Annotated in this window: 14 protein-coding genes and 2 pseudogenes; 8 read left to right on the forward strand and 8 right to left on the reverse strand. The window is 70.5% G+C overall.

Translation table 11 applies throughout. The annotated features are described in order from the left end of the window. Positions 1 to 120 precede the first annotated feature (120 nt). From hemQ to D474_RS33745, 3 genes are all read right to left on the reverse strand, one after another. Positions 121 to 828 (reverse strand): hydrogen peroxide-dependent heme synthase, encoded by a 708-nt coding sequence (gene hemQ, locus D474_RS0126345; protein ID WP_017616474.1) that lies wholly within the window; start codon positions 826 to 828, stop codon positions 121 to 123. Next, positions 825 to 2,279 carry a protoporphyrinogen oxidase gene (hemG, locus tag D474_RS0126350; RefSeq protein WP_017616475.1) on the reverse strand — a complete coding sequence of 485 codons (1,455 nt, stop codon included), beginning with the start codon at positions 2,277 to 2,279 and terminating at the stop codon, positions 825 to 827. The genes hemQ and hemG overlap by 4 nt, the downstream gene beginning before the upstream one ends. A gap of 236 nt (positions 2,280 to 2,515) precedes the next feature. Then, positions 2,516 to 2,851 (reverse strand): hypothetical protein, encoded by a 336-nt coding sequence (locus D474_RS33745; RefSeq protein WP_239647191.1) that lies wholly within the window; start codon positions 2,849 to 2,851, stop codon positions 2,516 to 2,518. On the opposite strand from D474_RS33745, the pseudogene D474_RS33750 reads away from it, so the two are divergent. Continuing rightward, positions 2,771 to 3,292 (forward strand): annotated as a pseudogene (locus tag D474_RS33750) (DUF4349 domain-containing protein); the annotation flags it as partial. The gene D474_RS33745 and the pseudogene D474_RS33750 sit on opposite strands and share 81 nt — an antisense overlap. 266 nt (positions 3,293 to 3,558) lie before the next feature. Here the strand turns inward: D474_RS33750 and hemE are convergent. Continuing rightward, on the reverse strand, positions 3,559 to 4,527 hold the full coding sequence (gene hemE, locus D474_RS0126360; protein WP_017616477.1) for a uroporphyrinogen decarboxylase: 969 nt from the start codon (positions 4,525 to 4,527) through the stop codon (positions 3,559 to 3,561). A gap of 299 nt (positions 4,528 to 4,826) precedes the next feature. Between hemE and D474_RS0126365 the strand changes: the two genes are divergently transcribed. The 5 genes and pseudogenes from D474_RS0126365 (at position 4,827) to D474_RS30195 (ending at position 11,488) form a co-directional block, all read left to right on the forward strand. Beyond that, on the forward strand, positions 4,827 to 5,405 hold the full coding sequence (locus D474_RS0126365; RefSeq protein WP_017616478.1) for a DUF3000 domain-containing protein: 579 nt from the start codon (positions 4,827 to 4,829) through the stop codon (positions 5,403 to 5,405). Between the two features lie 62 nt (positions 5,406 to 5,467). Then, positions 5,468 to 6,730: an HRDC domain-containing protein gene (locus tag D474_RS0126370; protein WP_017616479.1), complete on the forward strand. Its 1,263-nt coding sequence runs from the start codon at positions 5,468 to 5,470 to the stop codon at positions 6,728 to 6,730. 215 nt (positions 6,731 to 6,945) lie between these two features. Continuing rightward, positions 6,946 to 7,926, forward strand: coding sequence for a tetratricopeptide repeat protein (locus tag D474_RS0126375; protein ID WP_017616480.1), 981 nt, complete (start codon positions 6,946 to 6,948; stop codon positions 7,924 to 7,926). Positions 7,927 to 8,226: 300 nt separating this feature from the next. Beyond that, positions 8,227 to 9,426: a thiolase family protein gene (locus D474_RS0126380; protein WP_026118818.1), complete on the forward strand. Its 1,200-nt coding sequence runs from the start codon at positions 8,227 to 8,229 to the stop codon at positions 9,424 to 9,426. Then, a pseudogene (locus D474_RS30195) lies at positions 9,423 to 11,488 on the forward strand (3-hydroxyacyl-CoA dehydrogenase NAD-binding domain-containing protein). Before D474_RS0126380 ends, D474_RS30195 begins: the two are co-directional and overlap by 4 nt. A gap of 104 nt (positions 11,489 to 11,592) precedes the next feature. Here D474_RS30195 and D474_RS0126390 read toward each other — a convergent pair. Together D474_RS0126390 and D474_RS0126395 are read right to left on the reverse strand one after the other, a co-directional pair. Beyond that, positions 11,593 to 12,225, reverse strand: coding sequence for a hypothetical protein (locus D474_RS0126390; RefSeq protein WP_026118819.1), 633 nt, complete (start codon positions 12,223 to 12,225; stop codon positions 11,593 to 11,595). A 226-nt stretch (positions 12,226 to 12,451) separates the two neighbouring features. Continuing rightward, positions 12,452 to 14,683: an MMPL family transporter gene (locus D474_RS0126395; RefSeq protein ID WP_017616482.1), complete on the reverse strand. Its 2,232-nt coding sequence runs from the start codon at positions 14,681 to 14,683 to the stop codon at positions 12,452 to 12,454. Between the two features lie 149 nt (positions 14,684 to 14,832). On the opposite strand from D474_RS0126395, the gene D474_RS0126400 reads away from it, so the two are divergent. Both D474_RS0126400 and D474_RS0126405 read left to right on the forward strand, forming a co-directional pair. Next, positions 14,833 to 15,585 carry a TetR/AcrR family transcriptional regulator gene (locus D474_RS0126400; RefSeq protein WP_017616483.1) on the forward strand — a complete coding sequence of 251 codons (753 nt, stop codon included), beginning with the start codon at positions 14,833 to 14,835 and terminating at the stop codon, positions 15,583 to 15,585. Positions 15,586 to 16,041: 456 nt separating this feature from the next. Next, positions 16,042 to 16,890 (forward strand): neutral zinc metallopeptidase, encoded by an 849-nt coding sequence (locus tag D474_RS0126405; protein ID WP_017616484.1) that lies wholly within the window; start codon positions 16,042 to 16,044, stop codon positions 16,888 to 16,890. Between the two features lie 72 nt (positions 16,891 to 16,962). Here the strand turns inward: D474_RS0126405 and D474_RS0126410 are convergent, their stop codons facing one another. Together D474_RS0126410 and D474_RS0126415 are read right to left on the reverse strand one after the other, a co-directional pair. Further along, positions 16,963 to 18,396: an alkaline phosphatase gene (locus D474_RS0126410; RefSeq protein WP_017616485.1), complete on the reverse strand. Its 1,434-nt coding sequence runs from the start codon at positions 18,394 to 18,396 to the stop codon at positions 16,963 to 16,965. Positions 18,397 to 18,595: 199 nt separating this feature from the next. Further along, positions 18,596 to 19,999, reverse strand: a complete 1,404-nt coding sequence (locus D474_RS0126415; RefSeq protein ID WP_017616486.1) for an FAD-dependent oxidoreductase — start codon at positions 19,997 to 19,999, stop codon at positions 18,596 to 18,598. Positions 20,000 to 20,057: the final 58 nt, after the last annotated feature.

Below are 20,057 nucleotides of genomic sequence, written 5' to 3' on the forward strand. Positions count from 1 at the left end.
CTCCCCGACACTCACCATGATCCCCAGTAGATCTTGCTACCAGAGCAGGGTTCAGCGCCGATACCGGCTCCAGTAGCAAGATCCCCGCCCCAGAATCCCCGGCCCGACGAACCACCACATCTAGGCCAAGGACTCCACGAGCTCGGCGACGGGCTTGCGGAACCCGGTGTAGAAGGGCAGCTCCTCGCGCGTGTGCAGGCGGGCCTTGGCACCGCGCAGGTGGCGCATGAGGTCGACGGTGCGGTGCAGCTCGTCGGCCTCGAAGGCCAGCAGCCACTCGTAGTCGTTCAGGCCGAACGATGAGACCGTGTTGGCGCGCACGTCGGCGTAGGGGGCGGCCATCTTGCCGTGCTCGGCGAGCATGGAACGGCGCTCGTCGTCCGGCAGCAGGTACCACTCGTAGGAGCGCACGAACGGGTACACGCAGATGGTGTCCTTGGGCTCCTCACCGGCGAGGAAGGCGGGCACATGGCCGCGGTTGAACTCGGCGGGGCGGTGCAGGCCCATGACCGACCACACGGGGGTGGCGGCACGGCCGACCTCGGTGCGGCGGAAGGCCGAGTAGACGTCCTGGAGCTGGCGCGGGTCGTCGGCGATCCACCAGAACATGACATCGGCGTCGGCGCGCAGTCCCTGCACGTCGTAGCTGCCGCGGGTGGTCACACCGCTCTCGGCGGCCTTGTCGAGGAAGGACTGGAGTTCGCCCGCGGCGGTGGTGCGGTCGGTGCCCTCGGGCAGCTCGACCTTGAAGACCGACCACATCGTGTACCGGATGAGGGCATTGAGGTCGGTGCCGTCGTTGGCGCGGGCTTCGTTCTGGCCGGTCACGGGTTGGCTCCTTGCTGGTCGGTTTCGTCGGTGGTGTACGGGCGGACGGTGAGTCCCTCGGCGAGGCGCTGGGCCTCGCGTCCGGCATCGGCGATGCAGGCGGGCACCCCCACGCCTTCGTAGGCGGCGCCGCACACACCCAGGCCGGTGTGGCGGCCCACGGCGCCGCGGACACGTTCGATGCGGCCTGCGTGGCCGACCGAGTACTGGGGCAGGCCGTTCTCCCAGCGGGTGACCCTGGTCTGCACCGGTGTCCCGGACAGCCCGGTGACGCCCGACAGATCGGCCAGGGCGGCATCGGCGAGCTCGTCGTCCGAGCGCTGCAGGGTGGTGTGCTCCCCGAACCGGCCGATGGAGCAGCGCACCACGACGAGGTCCTCGCCGGGGTTGGCCTCGGCGATCTCCTCGGCGAGCCAGGGCCACTTGTTGGAGGAGAATGTTGCGGCCTTGACGGTCAGGCCCTCGCCGGAGGGCACGAGGAACCCGGTTCCGGTGAGGGGGCCGGGGAAGGCCGAGGCGGGCAGGGCGAAGGTGACCAGGGCCATGGAGGCGTAGTCGATGCCTTCGAGGCCGGAAGCGGCCTCGGGCACGTGCTCGCGCAGGAGGCGGGCCGCCTCGGGCGCGGGGCAGGCCAGCAGGACGCCGTCGCAGTCGAGGGGGTCGGAGTCCTCGATGTGCACCCGCCAGCCGTGCTCGCGGCGTTCCAGGGCTCGGGCACGGGTCCCGGTGCGCAGGTGCTCGCCCTGGCGTTCGGCGAGGGCCTCCACGAGCCCGGCCACACCGCCGCGCAGGGACGCGAAGACCGGCCCGGGCGCTGTGGGGGCCTTGCCGCGTCCGGCCAGACTGGTGCGGACCCCGCGGATGAGCGAGCGTTCCGTGCGGGCCATGGGGGCGATCTGCGGGAGGGTGGAGTCGAGGGAGAGGCGGTCGGCACGCCCGGCGTAGACCCCGCCCAGGAGCGGTTCGACGAGGCGGTCCACGACCTGGTGTCCCATACGGGTCCCGATGTAGTCGGCCACGGACACGTCACCCTGAACCGGCGTGCGGGGGCGCACGAGGTCGAGCCCGGCACGCAGCACCCCGCTCCATGAGAGCACCCCGCTCCTGGCGAGGGCCCTGAGGTCGCCGGGCACACCCATGAGCTGGCCCTTGGGCAGGGGGCGGCGGCGCCCACGGCTGTAGAGGGAGGCCGAGCCCTGGCCGGGGTGGACGACACGGTCACCCAGTCCGAGTTCCTCGAAGAGGTCGACGGCCTCGGGACGGCGGGCCAGCACGGCTTCGGCACCGGCGTCGACGCGGGCCCCGGCCACAGGTGAGGCCTGCAGTTTCCCCCCCGATCGGTCCGCGGCCTCGATCACGGTGACGACGACTCCGTGGCCGCGGAGCCGGTACGCGGCCGTGAGTCCGGAGACCCCTCCCCCGACCACGACGACGTGCGGTGCTTCAGGCATGTCTCCAGCTTCCCAGATGCTGTGGGTCACAGCGGTCCGCCCGCCCCTCGTGCAGCGCGTGCGTCCCCCTGTCGCTGCACCGGTCCCACGAGCCCCGCGTGCACTCGCAAGGATACCCGGGTGCTCCGGCACACCGTCCTTCGTCCGGACCGGGTGCACCGCCCGTCCCGTTGCACGGTCGTGACCGGCAGCCCCGGAACGAAGGCGGGCCGGGGTCCGTCCGACCGTGCATGGATTCAGCGAAGTGGCGTACCCCCGGCAGTCTGCTCGCGGCTTTCCTCGTGGCCCTGGTGCTGGCGGGGTGCGGGTCGGCCCGGCAGTCCGACGGGGCGGGAGCGCCCCGGAACGAGGCGGCCGAGCAGGAGGCCGTGCCGGCCGAGGGCGACGCGGACGACGGTGGCGAGGACGGCGGCGGGGAAGACTCCACGGTCGGCGGCGACGTGGAGGTGGACGACCGCGATCTGGTGCACCACGCGGAGCTGACCGTGCGCGTGGCCGAGCTGGACGCGTCGAGCGAGGCGGCCGCGGGGCTGGTCTCCGAGGCGGGCGGCCACGTGTCCCGCGAGTCCCACGAGGCTCCCTCGTCCGGTCCGGCCCGCTCGTCGATGACCCTGCGCGTGCCCAGCGACGACTACGAGGCGGTGCTGGAGGAACTCGGCGACCTGGGTGAGCGCACCGGCCTGGAGCGGTCGGTGGAGGACGTCACCGAGGAGGTCGCCGACGTGGAGGGCCGTACGGAGTCGGCCGAGCGTTCCCTGGAGACCCTGCGCGGGTACCTCGACGAGGCGGACGGCGTGGAGGAGCTGCTGGAGGTGGAGTCGCAGATCCAGGAGCGGCAGGAGGATCTGGAGGCGTTCGAGGCGCGGTTGGCGTCGCTGGAGGACCGGACCGCCTACTCCACGGTGGAGTTGACGCTGCTGCCGCCGGATGCGCCGACGCAGGACCAGGAGGCCGCGGAGGCTCCCGGGTTCCTGGAGAGCCTGCGTTCGGGCGCGGAGTCCCTGCTCACGGCGGCACGTTTCCTGGCCGCCGGCATCGGTTGGCTGCTGCNCATGGCCGGTCCTGCGATTGCGTGCACGGCGCCGGGAACGGGCCGGGCTGAACTCGCACGTCTCCGGCACCGACCGCCCCGGCCCTGCGGATGCGGAGGCTTCCACGACCGACGACGGGGAGGGCCCCGACGCGTCCGGCGGCAGTGCCCCCGGGTCCGCCCCCCGCTGAACCCGCCGGACACACGTCGGGGGCGCCGGGCACGGTCCGGCGCCCCCGCGGCGGATGTTCAAGAGGCGGTCTGCTCGTGCACGAACTCGGTCAACCGCTGGAGCTGGTCCGGGTCGGTGCTGGGCAGCACACCGTGGCCGAGGTTGAACACGTGGCCCTCGGTCCCGCGGCCGCGCGCGAGGATGTCGCGGGTGCGTTCGGCCACGACCTCCCAGGGCGCGAACAGGGCGGCGGGGTCCAGGTTTCCCTGGACGGCCTTGCCCGTGCCGATGCGCTCGGCGGCCTGCTCCAGCGGAACCCGCCAGTCGGCGCCCACGACGTCGGCGCCGGCCTCGCCGAGCAGCCCCAGGAGCTCACCTGTGCCCACGCCGAAGTGGATGCGCGGCACCTCGTACTCTGCGAGCTGGCCGAAGATCCATGAGGTGTAGGGCAGCACGGAGGTGCGGTAGTCCTCGGCGCTCAGCACACCGACCCAGGAGTCGAAGAGCTGCACGGCGCTGGCGCCGGCCTCGATCTGGGTCCGCAGGAACCCGAGGGTGATGCTCGCCAGACGGCGCATGAGCTCGTCCCAGAGCTCGGGCTCGCCGTACATGAGCGCCTTGGTGTGCTCGTGGTTCTTCGAGGGCCCACCCTCGATGAGGTAGGAGGCCAGCGTGAAGGGGGCGCCGGCGAACCCGATGAGCGGGGTGTCGCCGAGTTCACCGGTGAGCTGTCCCACGGCCTCGCGGATGAAGGGGATGTCGTCCGGCTCGATCTCGCGCAGACGCTTGACCCCGCCGGCGTCCCGGATCGGTTCGCCCACCACGGGTCCCACGCCGGGCTTGATGTCGAGGTCGATCCCGATGGCCTTGAGCGGCACGACGATGTCGCTGAAGAAGATCGCGGCGTCGACGCCGTACCGGCGTACCGGCTGCATCGTGATCTCGGTGATCATGTCGGGCCGCGCGCACGCCTCCAGCATGGGCACGTCGGCGCGGACGCGGCGGTACTCGGGCAGGGAGCGCCCGGCCTGGCGCATGAACCACACCGGTGTGTGGTCGACAGGAAGGCGCCGGCAGGCGCGGAGAAAAGGAGAATCTTGGAGCGTCACCCCTTGATCGTGCCATGCCCTCCACGGTGCTCTCACTCGGATCGCCGAAGCCGCGCATCCAGTGCGGCGACCCGGTACCGAGATCATCACAAAACACCGACACGCCGGGCCGATTACGTCTCCGGGCCCGTGACTCGTGCCACGGTCGGTGCCGTGTCCAACGGATGCGCACCGTGCGCCCCCGGACATGTCCGTCGATCCGTGATCAACACAAGACGAAGGCTGACGTTTCCACAATGCCCGATGTCGGTAGCGCCGAGAACGCGCCTGAGACGTTCCGGCGAGCGGTCGAGGCCCTCCGCGAACCCCTCCTCACCCGCCCCGAGATCACTGTTGCGGAGATCCCCGCTCCGCAGCGGCTCGCCCCTCACACAGCGGCGTCCTCGGCCGCCGTCGAGGTCCGTGGTGACGAGGTCGCCTGGGGCCGGCTGATCCTCCTGTACGACCCCGAGAACACCCGCGACTGGCCCGGACCCTTCCGTGTGGTCTGCCAGGTCAACTCCGAGCTGGAGTCGGAGATCGCGACCGATCCCCTCCTGGGCCAGGTCGCGTGGAGCTGGCTGACCGACGCGCTGGAGGCCCAGGACGCCACCCACCACACCCTGAGCGGCACCGTCACCCGTGCCACCACCGAGGGTTTCGGCACCAAGGCCGACGAGGGCTCCTCCACGGAGGTGGAGCTGCGTGCCTCGTGGACCCCCGAGAGCGACGACCTGTCGGGCCACGTGAACGCGTGGTTGGCCCTGCTGGCTTCGGCCGCGGGCCTGCCCCCTCTGGACGTGGCCGACATCAGCAGACAGCGTTCGCGCCCCTGAGGCGGTGGCCACGGGAAAGGCCGGCTTCGGCGTCCGGTGGCCACAGCACATACCGTAGAGGGGTGGCGAACGCGTTGAACCCCAAGACAGAATCCCGCGAACCGGAAAAGGACGACGAGGAGACAGCACCTCTCCTGCGGGAACCACGCGAGGGTCTGCCCGAGGTCACCGCCGACCCCGACACCTTGTCGGACGTGGTCGCGGCGCTGGGCTCGGGACGCGGCCCCGTGGCCGTGGACGCCGAACGGGCCTCGGGTTACAGGTACGGACAACGCGCCTACCTGGTCCAGCTGCGGCGCGAGGGCGCCGGGTCGGCGCTGATCGACCCGATCGCATGCCCCGACCTCGGCGAGCTCAACTCCGCCCTCCGGGACACGGAGATGGTGCTGCACGCCGCGCACCAAGATCTCCCTTGCCTGACCGAGGTGCACCTGCGCCCCGAGCGCCTGTTTGACACCGAGTTGGCCGGGCGCCTGTTGGGTTACCACCGGGTGGGCCTGGGGTCGATGGTCGAGCGGCTGCTGAACGTGCGCCTGGCCAAGGAGCATTCCGCCGTCGACTGGTCACAGCGCCCCCTGCCCGAGGACTGGCTCCGCTACGCGGCATTGGACGTGGAGATCCTCGTGGACCTGCGCGATCGGCTCGAGGCCGAGCTCGAGGAGTCCGGCAAGCTCCCGTGGGCGCTGGAGGAGTTCGCGTCGGTACTGAACGCCCCGCCCAAGGAGCCGCGCCGAGACCCCTGGCGCCGCACCTCGGGCATCCACCGTGTGCGCAACCAGCGTGCCCTGGCCGCAGTGCGTGAGCTCTGGTACGAGCGCGACCGCATCGCACAGGAACGGGACATCTCCCCCGGGCGTGTTGTGCCCGACGCGGCGATCGTGGAGGCCGCCTCGACGATGCCGCGCACCTCGGCGGAGCTGACGAAGATCCGGCAGTTCGGGATCAAGCTCGCACGGCGTTACGTGCCGACGTGGATCGCAGCGGTGAACCGGGCCCGGGACCTGGAGCAGTCCGAGCTGCCCCGCCCCAACGCCCCGGGTGACGGGCCTCCCCCGGTGAACCGTTGGGCGGACCGCTCCCCCGAGGCCGCGCGCCGTCTGGAGTCGGCCCGCGCCACGGTCTCGCAACTGGCCGAGGACGTCGTGATGCCGGCAGAGAACCTGCTGCTGCCCGACACCGTGCGCCGGTTGGCCTGGACCCCGCCCGAGGAGATCGAACCCGGGTCGGTGGGCGAGTTCCTGCGTTCGCGCGGGGCCCGCGAGTGGCAGATCGGGGTGACCGCGCAACCGCTGGCCACAGCGCTGACACATGCCGAGAAAAGCTGATCTTTACCCCGTTCCGACGCGCCAAACCCAGAAGTGACCGAACTCACCACACAGAAAGCCCCTCGCACGTCTGGTCCGTAGCCGCGTGTCCGATTAAGTTATAGAAACGTGGCCTCGTTGCACAGGTCGGATCGACCTGACGGGGCGCTTTTGAGGACGGACGATGGCGGCTCCCGGAGCCGTTCGTCGCGATGAGGGAAGTGTGGTGAGTCTGCTTGTCGTTCTGGCGTGCCCTGCTGCGCGGGACCGGTCTGACGGCTGAGACCGAGAAGCAGTCGGTCGATACCGCGGCGCCCTCGCGCGAGGAACATGTGGCCGAGCAGCCCTCCGGCGTTCCCGTGCCCGCCCCTGCGGGATCCCCCGCACCGCTCGGCCCTCCCCCGGAGACCGGGAACCACCAGGAGGAGCCCTCCGTGCCCACCGCCGGCATGCGTGCGGCCACCCTGGAGCGGACGCTGCGTTCCCTCGTGGAGCAGCACGGGACCGAGCACCCGGACACCATCACGGCCCGCAACAACCTGGCGACCAAGTACGCCCAGATGGGACGCCGCCAGGCCGCGGTGCAGCAGTTCGAGCTGGCCCTGGACGAGGCGGTCGCGGTCTACGGCGAGGAGCACCCCCGCACCGAGATCATCCGCGAGAACCTCGCCTGGGCCCTGGAGGACGCCGGGCGCCCCGCCGACGCCGCCCAGCACTGGGAGACCCTCCTGCGCGAGCGCGAGGGCCAGTTCGGCTCGGCCGACGAGGACACCGTGGAGGCGCGCACGCGCCTGGCCGTCTGCTACCGCCGCGGCGGCCGTCTGGACGCGGCCGTCATCCACTACGAGAGTGCGGTGGAGGACGTGGCCGGCACGGCCGCCCGCGAGGAGCTGCGCCTGGGCCTGAGCGCTGCGCTGAACATGTCGGGCCGCTACGACGAGGCCGTCACGCAGTTGCGGATGGTGCTGGCCGGGCGCCGCCGTCGGCTGGGTAAGGGCCATCTGGACACGCTCACCGTGCATCACCGGCTCGGCCGCTGCTACACCCAGGCCGGCCGCTCCGACGACGCGGTGGACAGCCTGCGCGAGGCCTACCGCGCGGCGCTCAACTCCTCGGGCGACCCCGAGGTGCGCAGGCTGACGATGCGCCTGCGCCGCGACCTCGCCGGGGCCTACAGCGCCGCTGGTCGCCGCAGGGAGGCCGACGCGCTCCTGTGAGGCACCGGCACACAGCGTTCGAGGCGGGCACGTTCCTTCGGGGGCGTGCCCGTTTCGTGTATCCGGACCGTTTCGTCCTCTGCGTGTCCCGAGTCGGAGTGCCCCGGGAACACGGTTCCCCGGAATCGGGGGCGGGCCGTCGGCGTTGCCGCGTCCACGGGGCCCGGGCGTGTGCATGCGGTCGCACCAGCCAGGACATCAATGTGACCGGGAGCACGTACCCGTACTCGCGCATTTTGTTACTGGCCAGTAGCATGGCCTCGACAGTCCACCCACCCCTTTGGAGAAGGAGGGGCCATCGTGCCGCGAACTGCCCGCGATGTCGTGTTTGTCGACGGGGTCCGCACCCCGTTCGGCAAGTCTGGCAAGGGCCTCTACGCAGAGACGCGCGCCGACGACCTCGTCGTCCGCGTCATTCGCGAACTGATGCGCCGCAACCCGGGCCTGCCCGCGGAGCGCGTCGACGAGGTCGCCATCGCCGCCACCACCCAGATCGGCGACCAGGGCCTGACGATCGGGCGCAGCGCGGCGATCCTCGCCGGTCTGCCCCGCAGCGTGCCCGGCTACGCGATCGACCGTATGTGCGCCGGTGCGCTCACCGCCGTGACCACCTCCGGCGCGGGCATCTCCTTCGGTGCCTACGACGTCGTGATCGCGGGCGGCGTCGAGCACATGGGGCGCCACCCCATGGGTGAGGGCGTCGACCCCAACCCGCGTTTCCTGTCCGAGAAGCTCGTCGACCCCGACGCGCTGGTCATGGGCAACACCGCCGAGAACCTGCACGACCGGTTCCCGAGCATCACCAAGGAGCGCGCCGACGCCTACGCGGTGCGCAGCCAGGAGAAGGTCGCCAAGGCCTACGCCGACGGCAACCTCCAGCCCGACCTGGTCGAGGTCCTGGTCCGCTCCATCGAGCAGGGTTACGGCCTGGCCACCGAGGACGAGCCGCCCCGCGCGGGCACGACCATGGAGTCGCTCGCCTCCCTGAAGACGCCGTTCCGCGCGCACGGCAACGTGACCCCCGGCAACGCCGCCGGCCTCAACGACGGCGCCACCGGTGCGCTGCTCGCGGCCGAGGACGTGGCCGAGGAAATGGGCCTGAGCGGCAAGATGCGCCTGGTCGACTTCTCCTTCGCCGGTGTGGACCCCGAGGTCATGGGTGTGGGCCCGGTCCCGGCCACCGAGAAGCTGTTCGCCCGCCAGGGCATCTCGATCGACGACATCGGCCTCGTCGAGATCAACGAGGCCTTCGCCGTCCAGGTCCTGGCCTTCCTGGAGCACTTCGGCCTCGCCGACGACGACGCGCGCGTCAACCCGTGGGGCGGCGCCATCGCCCTCGGCCACCCGCTGGCCTCTTCGGGCGTTCGCCTGATGATGCAGCTCGCGCGCCAGTTCGAGCAGCGTCCCGACGTGCGCTACGGCCTGACCACCATGTGCGTCGGCATGGGCATGGGCGGCACCATCCTGTGGGAGAACCCGAACTACGAGGGGGGCAAGTGAGCACCGCGATCGAGCAAGCACGAGAGCTCTTCAGCGACGAGGTCGTCACCAAGGCGAACTCCCGCGACGTCCAGCTCCCCTACGGGGCCGGCACCGCCGTCCTGATCACGCTGGACAACGGCCACGACCACACGAAACCGAACACCTTCGGCCCCGGCGGGCTCCTCAGCCTCGACGAGCAGATCGAGGCGGCCAAGGCCCGCAAGGACATCGTCGCCGTCGCGATCACCGGGAAGCCTTTCATCTTCGCCGTGGGTGCGGACCTGACCGGTGTGCCCAGGATCGAGACGCACGAGCAGGCGATGGCCATCGGCAAGCTGGGCCACGACGTCTTCCGCAAGCTCGGTGAGCTGGACGTTCCCACGTTCGCTCTGGTCAACGGCGCGGCCATGGGCGGCGGCCTCGAGGTGGCGCTGCACTGCACCTACCGGACGGTCTCCTCCGGTGTGCCGGCCGTGTCGCTGCCCGAGACCTTCCTCGGCCTGGTTCCCGGCTGGGGCGGCACCTACCTGCTGCCCAACCTGATCGGCGCCGAGAAGGCCCTCAAGCTGATCATCGAGAACCCGCTCGCCCAGAACAAGACCATCAAGGGCCCCGAGGTCCACGAGCTGGGCATCGCCGACGAGATCTTCGAGCCCGCCGACTTCGTCGAGGAGTCGCTGCGCTGGGCCGCCAAGGTCCTCAAGGGCGACGTCACCGTCGAGCGTCCCGAGGTCGACAGGGGCGAGGCCTGGGACGACGCGGTCAACATGGCCCGGTTCAGCGTCGAGGGCAAGCTCCACGGCGCCGCCCCGGCCCCGCCCCGCGCGGTCGAACTGGTCGCCGAGGCCAAGACCCGCAGCCGCGACGAGGGCTTCGCCGCCGAGGACCAGGCCCTGGCCGACCTCATCATGAGCGAGGAGCTCAAGGCGGGCCTGTACGCCTTCGACCTGGTGCAGAAGCGCGCCAAGCGTCCGGCCGGGGCCCCCGACAAGTCCCTCGCCCGCAAGGTCTCCAAGGTGGGCGTCGTGGGTGCCGGCCTCATGGCCGGCCAGCTCGCGCTGCTGTTCGCCCGTCGCCTCGACGTCCCGGTCGTGCTCACCGACCTGGACCAGGAACGCCTGGACAAGGGTGTGTCCTACGTCCACGGCGAGGTCGACAAGCTGCTCGGCAAGGGCCGCATCAACCAGGACAAGGCCAACCACCTCAAGGCCCTGGTCACCGGTTCGCTGAGCAAGGACGCCTTCTCCGACGCCGACTTCGTCATCGAGGCCGTCTTCGAGAAGATGGAGATCAAGCAGCAGGTCTTCGCCGAGGTCGAGGCCGTGGTCTCCCCCGAGGCGATCCTGGCCACCAACACCTCCTCGCTGTCGGTCACCGAGATGGCCTCGAAGCTGAAGCACCCCGAGCGGGTCGTGGGCTTCCACTTCTTCAACCCGGTCGCGGTCCTCCCCCTGCTGGAGATCGTGCGCGGCGAGAAGACCGACGACGCCGCCCTGGCAACGGCCTTCGCCACCGCCAAGCAGCTCAAGAAGACCGCGGTCCTGTGCAAGGACGCACCGGCCTTCGTCGTCAACCGTCTGCTCACCCTGTTCATGGGCGAGGTGCTCGGTTCCATCTCCGAGGGCACCGAGCCCGAGGTGGCCGACCGTTCGGTCGCTCCGCTGGGTCTGCCGATGTCCCCGCTCATGCTGCTGCAGCTTGTCGGCCCCGCGGTGGCCCTGCACGTGTCCGAGACCCTGCACGAGGCGTTCCCCGAGCGCTTCTCGGTCTCCCCGCAGCTGGGCAAGGTCGTCGAGGCCGGAAAGAACGAGGTCTTCGGCCCCGACCTCAGCATCGACCCGGAGGTCAAGGAGCTGCTCAGCGGCGGCGACAACCCCTCCGAGGAGAAGCAGATCCTGGACCGCGCCCTGCGTGCGCTGGCCAAGGAGGTCCGGATCATGCTGGACGAGGGTGTCGTGGCCGAGGCCGCCGACATCGACCTGTGCCTGCTGACGGGCGCCGGCTGGCCCTTCCCCACCGNGGCGTTTCCGAAGCCGTCAACGGCAAGCCGTTCCACCAGGGCGCCCCGCAGGCGCTCTAGGAACCGCCCCGGCGGTCCCGTGCGGACGGTGACGGGCCCGGTACCCCTTCCGGGGGCCGGGCCCGTTCTGCGTTCGGTGCCTGCCTGCGCCGGCAGGCGTCGGATCAGGTGTCCAGTTCCAGGTCCAGGCAGGCGACGGGGTCCCCGTCGTCCGGTGCCGGCTGTTCGGAACCGGAGGTCGGGTCGGTGGCGATCAGGAGCGACCCCACTTCGCCCTCGTCCGGCTGGTCGTCGATCTCGACCTGCCCGGTCCCGTTGCCATCGGCATCGGTACCGAGCTGGATCATGACCGATCCTTCGTCGACCTCGCTCTCGGGTGCTTCCTCGGTGTCCTCGTCGCCCTCGTACAGGTCCCCCGATTCCTCGGGGCCGGTCCCGCACGGGTCGACACGGACGGTGGCGAGGTAGAAGTCGTTCTCGGCGAAACCGGAGACCTCCAGCTCGAAGGAGGTCACATCGGCGCCCGCGTCCACCACCCACAGCTCAGCGATCGGCTCCTCCCCCACCGCGTTCTCGTCGAAGAGCTCGGAGCCGTCCTCCTCCTCTGCCAGCTCGGCGCTGACGTGCGCGATCTCTTCCCGGTCGTGTTCCTCCTCGGGCGGGGTGTCGGGTTGTTCGCCCGGGTTGGGCCCTTCCTGCGAGGCCCGGTCGCCCTCGCACGCGGTGCTCGCCAGCGCCAGCGCCAGCGCCGCGGCGACGCTCGAAACCGGGAGGAGCCCGAATCCCTTGGTACTCACAGAGGTATCCATGTGAAGGAACTACCCGGGTGTCCGGTTCGGCTCACTGCCCTGTCCTGCTGTCCCGGAGCAGGCTCCATGACACAACGGGAGAGCCACACACGCTCCGGACGGTTCTGCGCCAGCACACCGGAACACCGGATCGACGCAGAACTGTTCGCGGATGCCCCGGAACAGCGGTGGGCCCCGGCCGAGCGGCCGGGGCCCACCGTGCGTGAGAGCGCCGTCAGGCGTTCGCGGTCTCCTTACCCGACCCCTGGGTCGGGGTGGCGGTGCGCGCGGGCTCCTCGTCCTCGTCGTCGCCTCCCTCGGAGATCCCGATCCGGTCGTGCAGCCACCGCAGGGACCGCGGCAGCCACCAGTTCCAGTCGCCGAGCAGGCGCATGGTCGCCGGGACCATCACGGCGCGCACCAGCGTGGCGTCCACCAGGACCGCCAGCGCCAGGCCGACGCCGATGATCTTGAGGAAGAGCAGCCCGGACGTGCCCATCGCCAGAAGCACCACGCCCAGCAGGATCGCCGCACTGGTGATGATGCCGCCCGTGCGCTGCAGGCCGAGCTGGACCGAACGGGAGTTGTCCCGGGTACGCAAGTACTCCTCTCGCACCCGGCTGAGCAGGAACAGTTCGTAATCCATCGCCAGCCCGAAGGAGACGATCATGATCAGGACCAAGTAGGTCGGGTCGATCGTGCCGACCGCGTCGAAGCCGAGGATCCCGGCGAAGTGGCCGTCCTGGAACCCCCAGATGACCACACCGAGCGAGGCGCCCAGCGACAGCGCACCCATGAGCACAGCCTTGATCGGCAGCACGACCGAGCCGAAGGCCAGGAAGAGCAGCAGCAGTGTGGCGCCGATGATGAAGGCAACGGTGACCAGGGCGTTGTCGACGATCGCGTCGAGATTGTCGAGCTGTTGGGCGGCCACACCCCCGACCAGGACCTCGTCCGCCCCTTCCGGCCCGGGTTCGGCACGGACGTCCTCGACGAGCCCGATGATCTCCTCGTCGTCGGTGTGCCCCTGGTAGGCGACCTCGACGTGGGTGATGCCCTCGCCGGAGCGCTCCACCTGGGTGCGCACTGCGGCGGGCAGGTCGTCGAGGCGCTCGACGTAGTCGTCCACGGCCTCCTCGGAGGGTTCGCCGAGTACGGCGACCTCGACACGTCCGACCTGGCCGGCGGGGAACTCCTCCCCCATCGCCTCGGTCCCCGCGCGGGCCTCGGCGTCGGCGGGCAGGTAGCGCTGGTCGGTCGAGCCCAGTTCGGTCGAGAACAGTCCGGCGCTGAAGGTGATGAGTACGCAGGCCACGGCCACGAGGGAGACGGCCGGTCCGCGCATGACGGTGCGGGCCAGGCGTGCCCAGGCTCCGGCGCTGTTGTCGATCTTTCCTGTGACGGTCCGACCGGGCAGGGGCAGCTTGAGGCGGTCGATGCGGTGGCCCACGACCGACATGAGGGCGGGCAGGAACACCAGCGCGGCCACGAGGTCGAGGGCCACGACGGCGATACCGCCCCACCCGATGGACTGCAGGATCGGTTGGGGGAAGAACAGCAGGCCGGCGAAGGCGATCCCGACCGTGATGCCGGAGAAGGCGACGGTGCGCCCGGCCGTGTCGACAGTGCGGCGGACCGCGTCGGGCACCGCACGGCCCTTGTTGAGCTCCTCCCGGAAGCGGCTCACCATGAACAGGCCGTAGTCGATGGCCAGGCCCAGCCCCAGGAGGGTCGCGACGTTGATGGCGAACACCGACACCTCGGTGACGTAGGTCAGGGCGCGCAGCACGGTGAGCGAACCGAGGATCGCCAGCCCGCCGACGGCCAGCGGGACCAGCCCGGCGATGAGCCCGCCGAAGATGATCACCAGGAGCAGGAGCAGCAGCGGCAGGGTGATGAGCTCGGCTCGCACGATGTCGGTCTCGGCGGTGTGGGAGAGTTCGTGCTCGACCGCGATGGGACCGCCCAGTTCGGTCTCCAGCGGGCCGGCCTCAAGGGCGGCCGCGGCGTCCTCGAACTGGTCGAGGCGCTCCTGGTGGGTCTCCCCGGTGAGTGTGATGGGCATGTAGGTGGCCTGCATGTCCTCGGCCACGAGCATGCCACGCTCGATCTCGGAGAGTTCCTCGTCGAGGTAGATGTCGTAGTCGGCGACGACGTCCTCGGGGAGTTCGTCCGCCATACGTTCCATCGCCGCGGCGAAGCTGGGGTTGTCGACCTCCATCTCGTCACTGCGGAAGACCGCGATGACGTCGACGTCGGAGTGCCCGAGCTCTTCCTGGAGCACGTCCATGGCCCTGGTGGACTCCGAGCCCGGGTCCTCGAATCCGCTGTCGCTGACGTCGGAGAAGACCCCGAGGCCCCACACGAGGGAGAACGCGGTGAACAGTCCGGTCATGGCCAGGACCCACCAGCGGCCCCGGTGGGCGCTGTGGCCGATGCGGCCGAAGAGCCCGGTTCGTGCTGGCATGAGTACCCCTTGAGCGAACGGTCGTCATGTCCGTGAACAATGTTTGCTAACGGTGTTCACTAAAGCGTCCGGGCATTACTATGTCAATGTCACCGACGACGACCGAGAGCGCCCTGCCCCGGCGCATGAGACGAGGTGGACCTCCACACATGACAAAACCGCAGCTCGACCGCTCCGGGGTCAGAACGAGCCGCCGCGAACGTGTGCGTGAAGCCACACTCGCCGAGATCAAGGAGATCGCCCGGCGCCATCTCGTCGAGCACGGGTCCCAGGGGGTCTCACTGCGGGCGGTCGCGCGCGAGATGGGCATGACCGCGCCCGGCCTGTACCGCTACGTCTCGGGGATCGACGCGCTCCTGGTGCTGATCACCGCGGACATGTACGACGACCTCGCCGACCACGTGGCCGCCGCCGACGCCAGCGTTCCCGAGCAGAACACCGACCAGCGCATCCTCACCTCGCTGCGTGCCTTCCGCGGCTGGGCGCTGGAGCACCGCGCGGAGTTCTCGACCATGTTCGGGCCGCGCAACCGGCTCGACCCCGACTCCGACATCACCGCCGCCCTGGAGGCCGGGCGCAGGTTCGGCGCCACGTTCTTCACGCTCTTCGACCGCCTGGTGGCCGAGCAGCGGTTCGAGGTGCCCCCCGACGACGAGGTGCCGGCCGATCTCGCGAGCGAGCTGCGCGCCTTCGCCGACACCGTGGGCGTGGCCACCCCGAACGTGCCGCTGGGCGCGGTGATGGTACTGAGTTCCTGCTGGGTGCGCCTGTACGGGGTGGTGTGCATGGAGATCTTCCAGCACCTCAACTTCGTGATGGCCGACATGGAACCGCTGTTCGAGTCGGAGCTGCGCGGGGTGCTCGAGCGCGTCGGGGTCGAGTACCGGCCGCCGCCCGAGTAGGGCGCCGACTGCCCGCACCGCGCGGGTCCGCTACCATCGTGATGCCCGGTTGGGCCGCATAAAGGGGTTCTGCGAAACTTGCCGGTTTCGATCGTGGACCGGGCACCCCGGAACGCGTTGGCACGATGGCGAGGACGGACCGTGGAGAACCGACCCGGACCCGACCACCGGCAGCCCCCTTTCGACGTTCCCCCGGTGCCTTATGCCTCCCACGGGGTGCAGGGCCCCTACGTCCCGTCGCATCCGGAGCACCCGCAGGCACAGCCCCCGCCCCAACCGGAGCAACCCCACGGACCTCCCTCGCCACAGGGGCGCCATCCGCATGCATGGGACGGCGGGCCCCGGCAGCACCACGACCACGGGCACCAGCCCCTGACATGGGACACCCGTGGCCCGCAGCCTCCCGCGTGGGCGCCGCCGCCCTCGCCCCGTCCACCGGACGAGGGCGTCCCCGGTGTGGTCTTCGGCGCCGTCACCGCGGGTGCCGTGGCGGCGACCGCGATGGCCGCGAGCGTGCTCATGGTGGTCCAAGGCCCGCGCGACGACCCTGCACCCGCTCCCGGCACCGACCTGTCCACGCACTACGACGAGGCCCTGCTGGACCGGCCGGCCCCCATGGAGGTGGACCTGGTCGAGCACCCGCTCTACGGCGTTCCCATGCCCGAGGCCGTGGACTGCGACCTGCCCTCGCTGGACACCTCCTCCGACGAGTCGTGGCTGGAGTTCTCCACCGCAGCCGGCGAGTGCCTGGACACGGTCTGGGCCCCCGTCATGGAGGACCTGGGCCTGCGCCCCGAGTCCGTGGACTTCGAGGTCTCCACCGACTCGCCCGACGCCGACAACGCCGACGGGTACACGCTGGCCTATTACGAGATCGATCACCACCGCATCACCGTGGTCCTGCCCAACGTGCGCGAGCTCGGCGAGAACGTGCCGGACTCGGAGCAGGAGATGGTGTGGCTCGCACTGATGGGCCACGAATACGGCCACCACGTCCAGTACGCGACCGGGATCCTGCCCGTCACGCACGACCTGCGCCGCGACGCCGAGGAGGAGACCGAGGAACTGGACACCCTGCGCCGCACCGAACTGCAGGCCGAGTGCATGGCAGGTGTGGCCCTGAACAGCATCTCCGAGATCGGGGCCGGCGACCTGGAGACCATCAACGACCACTTCAACAGCGGCGGCGACCTGGAGACCCATGGCCGGGCCGCCAACCGCGCGTTCTGGCTCGAGCAGGGATGGGCCCAGGACACCGTGGCCGGCTGCAACACCTACGAGGCCGAGCAGCGGCGTGTGACCTGACCCGGCACCACGAACGGACGAGGCCCGGGGCCGCCGGTGATCCGACAGCATCCCGGGGCCCCGTTCACACGGTCAGCCGCGCCCCCAGAAATCGAAGACCGTGTTGGCGATGTCGGTGTGCTCCAGGTAGGCGCCCTGGACCGGGTCCTCGTACTGGGCGTGGTGCTGCATACGGCTCGCCCCGGGGCCCTGGGCGTAGACCGGCACCAGCATGTTGGTGTGGTCCTCGCTGTGCCACGAGTGCTCGGGCAGCTCGCCGGCCTCGCCGGTCAGGGGCGTCCAACCGCCCTCTTCACCGGCGCCGGGGCCGGCCAGGTAGCCGGTCTCGTGGTCGGCGGTGACCACGACGAGGGTCTCCTGCCAGCTACTCTCCGATTCGACCCAGTCGACGACCTCCTCGACAGCGTCATCGAACTCGATCTGCTCCTCGATGAGCCGGTTGATGTTGTTGTCGTGGCCGGCCCAGTCGATCGCTCCGCCCTCGACCATGAGGAACATCCCCTCGTCGGAGGAGTTGTCGAGCACGTTGAGCGCCCCGGAGGCCATCTCGGCCAGGCTGGGCACGTTCTCGTTGAACTCCGCGTCGTAGGGTTCCGAACCCTCGATGGGCTCGCCGTCCTCGTCCAGGTCCGGTCCGCTGCGGTCGTACTGCAGGGTGGCTGCGGCCTGGGCGAGCCCGAACACCCGCTCGGGCGGGGTGGCGGTCTCGGCGAGGTCGGCGAAGTCCTCGGTCTCCTCGACGAAGGTGAAGCCGGTCTCGCCGGTGGAGGCGGACTCGTAGGTGGCCTCGTCCACGTAGTCGAAGGCGGGCTCGTCGACCGGTTGGCCGTCCTCGTCGTAGTGGGGGTGTCCGGCCCCCATGACCACGTCGAGTTCGTGCTCCGTGAGCATTTCGCGCGCGATCTCGTCGTAGGCGTTGCGGTCTTCGTTGTGAGCGACGAACGAAGCCGGGGTGGCGTGACTGAACGGGACGTCGGCGACGACGCCGCTGGCACGCCCGGTCTCCTGGGCTCGCTCGGTCAGGTTGCGCACCGGCAGCAGGTCGGGGTCGAGGCCGAGGAGCCCGTTGTCGGTGTGCACCCCGCTGGCCAGAGCGGTGCCGGCGGCCGCGGAGTCGGTGTAGCCGTTGTTGACGTCGTCGAAGTCGGTCCAGACGGCCTCGGGGTCGTAGCTGCCGCCTTCGGGGTAGGTGGCGGCCGAGAGCTGGACGTCGAACTCCTCGTAGACGTTGGAGGCCTCTGAGGGTTCGCGATCGACCTCACCGGTGTCGGGGTCGACGGCGAACTGGTTGTACGAGGTTCCGTCGCGGTAGAGACTGGCCGCGTCGATCTGGTCGTAGCCCATGCCGTCGCCGATGAGGACGATGACGTTGTCGGGACCGAACCCCTGCGCCTCGGGGTCGTCGGCGGAAGCGGGCGACGCGGTGGCGGCGACCAGTCCGAAGGCCAGGGCCGCGGCGGTCGCCGCAGCCGGGGCGGGGCGGACCCGGGTGTGCTGTGCCAACACTGCTCCTTCTGTGGGGGGATCAGGGCATATGTGCACGTACCTGCGTGCGACACCACGCTAGGGAGCGTCGGTGGCCCGAACGTGAAGGCACGCCCACCTCTGGGCGAACGGAGTCCCACGACGCCACCGCAGTGTCGCCTCCGCCGGTGTCTTCCCCTTCCCCGAAAGCCCCACACGTGGGTCTTGGACACGGAGAGCGTCAGAAGTCACCGAGGATCCGGCGGTAGGCCGCCCATCCGTGCAGCTTGACCCGCTCCCCGCGCTCCAGGTCGGAGGCCTGGCGCTCCTCTGCGGCGTCGATGCGGAGCCAGTCCTCGTAGCCACTGTGGGCCAGCCCCCGCTCGTCGAGGACGTCCTCGAGGGGCACGAGGTCACCCGTTCTCTCACGCAGGGCAGGGGCGTCCTGGAGCAGGGTGCGCACGGTGGCGGCGGCGTCGGACTTGTTGGTGCCGATGACCCCGGTGGCCCCGCGCTTGATCCATCCGGCCACGTACGCGCCGGCCACGGGACGGCCCTCGGCATCCAGCACACGCCCGTCCTCCTGCGGCACGGTCAGGGCGTGCTCGTCGAAGGGCACCTGCGGCAAGGGCACACCCGCGTATCCGACCGAGCGCAGCACCATGCCGACGGGCAGTTCGGTGGTATCGCCGGTGCCCTGCAGGCGCCCGTCGGCGTCCAGGCGAGTGTGTTCGATCCGCACCGCGCGCACACGGCCGTCCTCACCCACGATCTCCTCCGGGCGGGACCAGAAGTGCAGCCGCACCGACCGGGGCGCCTCACCCGTCGGCCGGTCGGCGTGCTCTCGCAGGAGCTTGAGGTTGGTGCGGGCGGCGCGGGACACCTGCGCTGTCTCGGCCCCTCCCCCACCCACGGCGGTGGGGTCGATGTCCACCTGGGCCGGATCGACCACGACATCAGCGCCGGGCAGACCCAACAGGTCGCGCAGTTCCGGGGCGGTGAACTTGGCCTGGAGCGGGCCGCGGCGGGCCAGCAGGTGCACGGTGCGCACACGGCTCGCGGCGAGCACGTCCAGCACGGGCTGAGGGATGTCGGTGTGGCGCAGCTCGTCGGCGGTCTTGGCAAGGATGCGGGCCACGTCGAGGGCGACGTTGCCGGCGCCCACGATCGCTACCTCCTCGGCGTCCAGCACGAACCGCTCGAGCTCGCTGTCGGGATGGCCGCAGTACCAGTTGACGAAGTCGGTGGCGGCCACACTGCCTGCCAGGTCCTCGCCGGGCACGTGCATGCGGCGATCGACGCTGGCACCGGTCGCGTAGACGACGGCGTGGTAGGAGCGCTCCAGATCCTGACGGGTCAGGTCCCGGCCGAACTCCACACCCCCGACGAAACGCACGTCGGGGTGTTCGAGCACGGAGCGCAGGGCACGCGCCACACCCTTGATCTTGGTGTGGTCGGGCGCGACCCCGTAGCGCACGAGCCCGTAGGGGGTGGGCAAGCGGTCCAGGACGTCGACCGCCACGGGTACTCGCTGCTGGCGGGGGAGGGCGTCGGCGGTGTAGATGCCGGCGGGGCCGGAACCGATCACGGCCACCCGCAACGGCGCGGACTCGGTCTCACGGGGCTCGGGCGCGGGAGAGGTCATGCCCTCATTCTGGCAGTACCGGGGCGGAGCCCCGATACTGCCGCGGTGAGGTCTCCGG

The sequence above is a fragment of the Nocardiopsis salina YIM 90010 genome, assembly GCF_000341025.1.
Lineage (GTDB): Bacteria > Actinomycetota > Actinomycetes > Streptosporangiales > Streptosporangiaceae > Nocardiopsis > Nocardiopsis salina.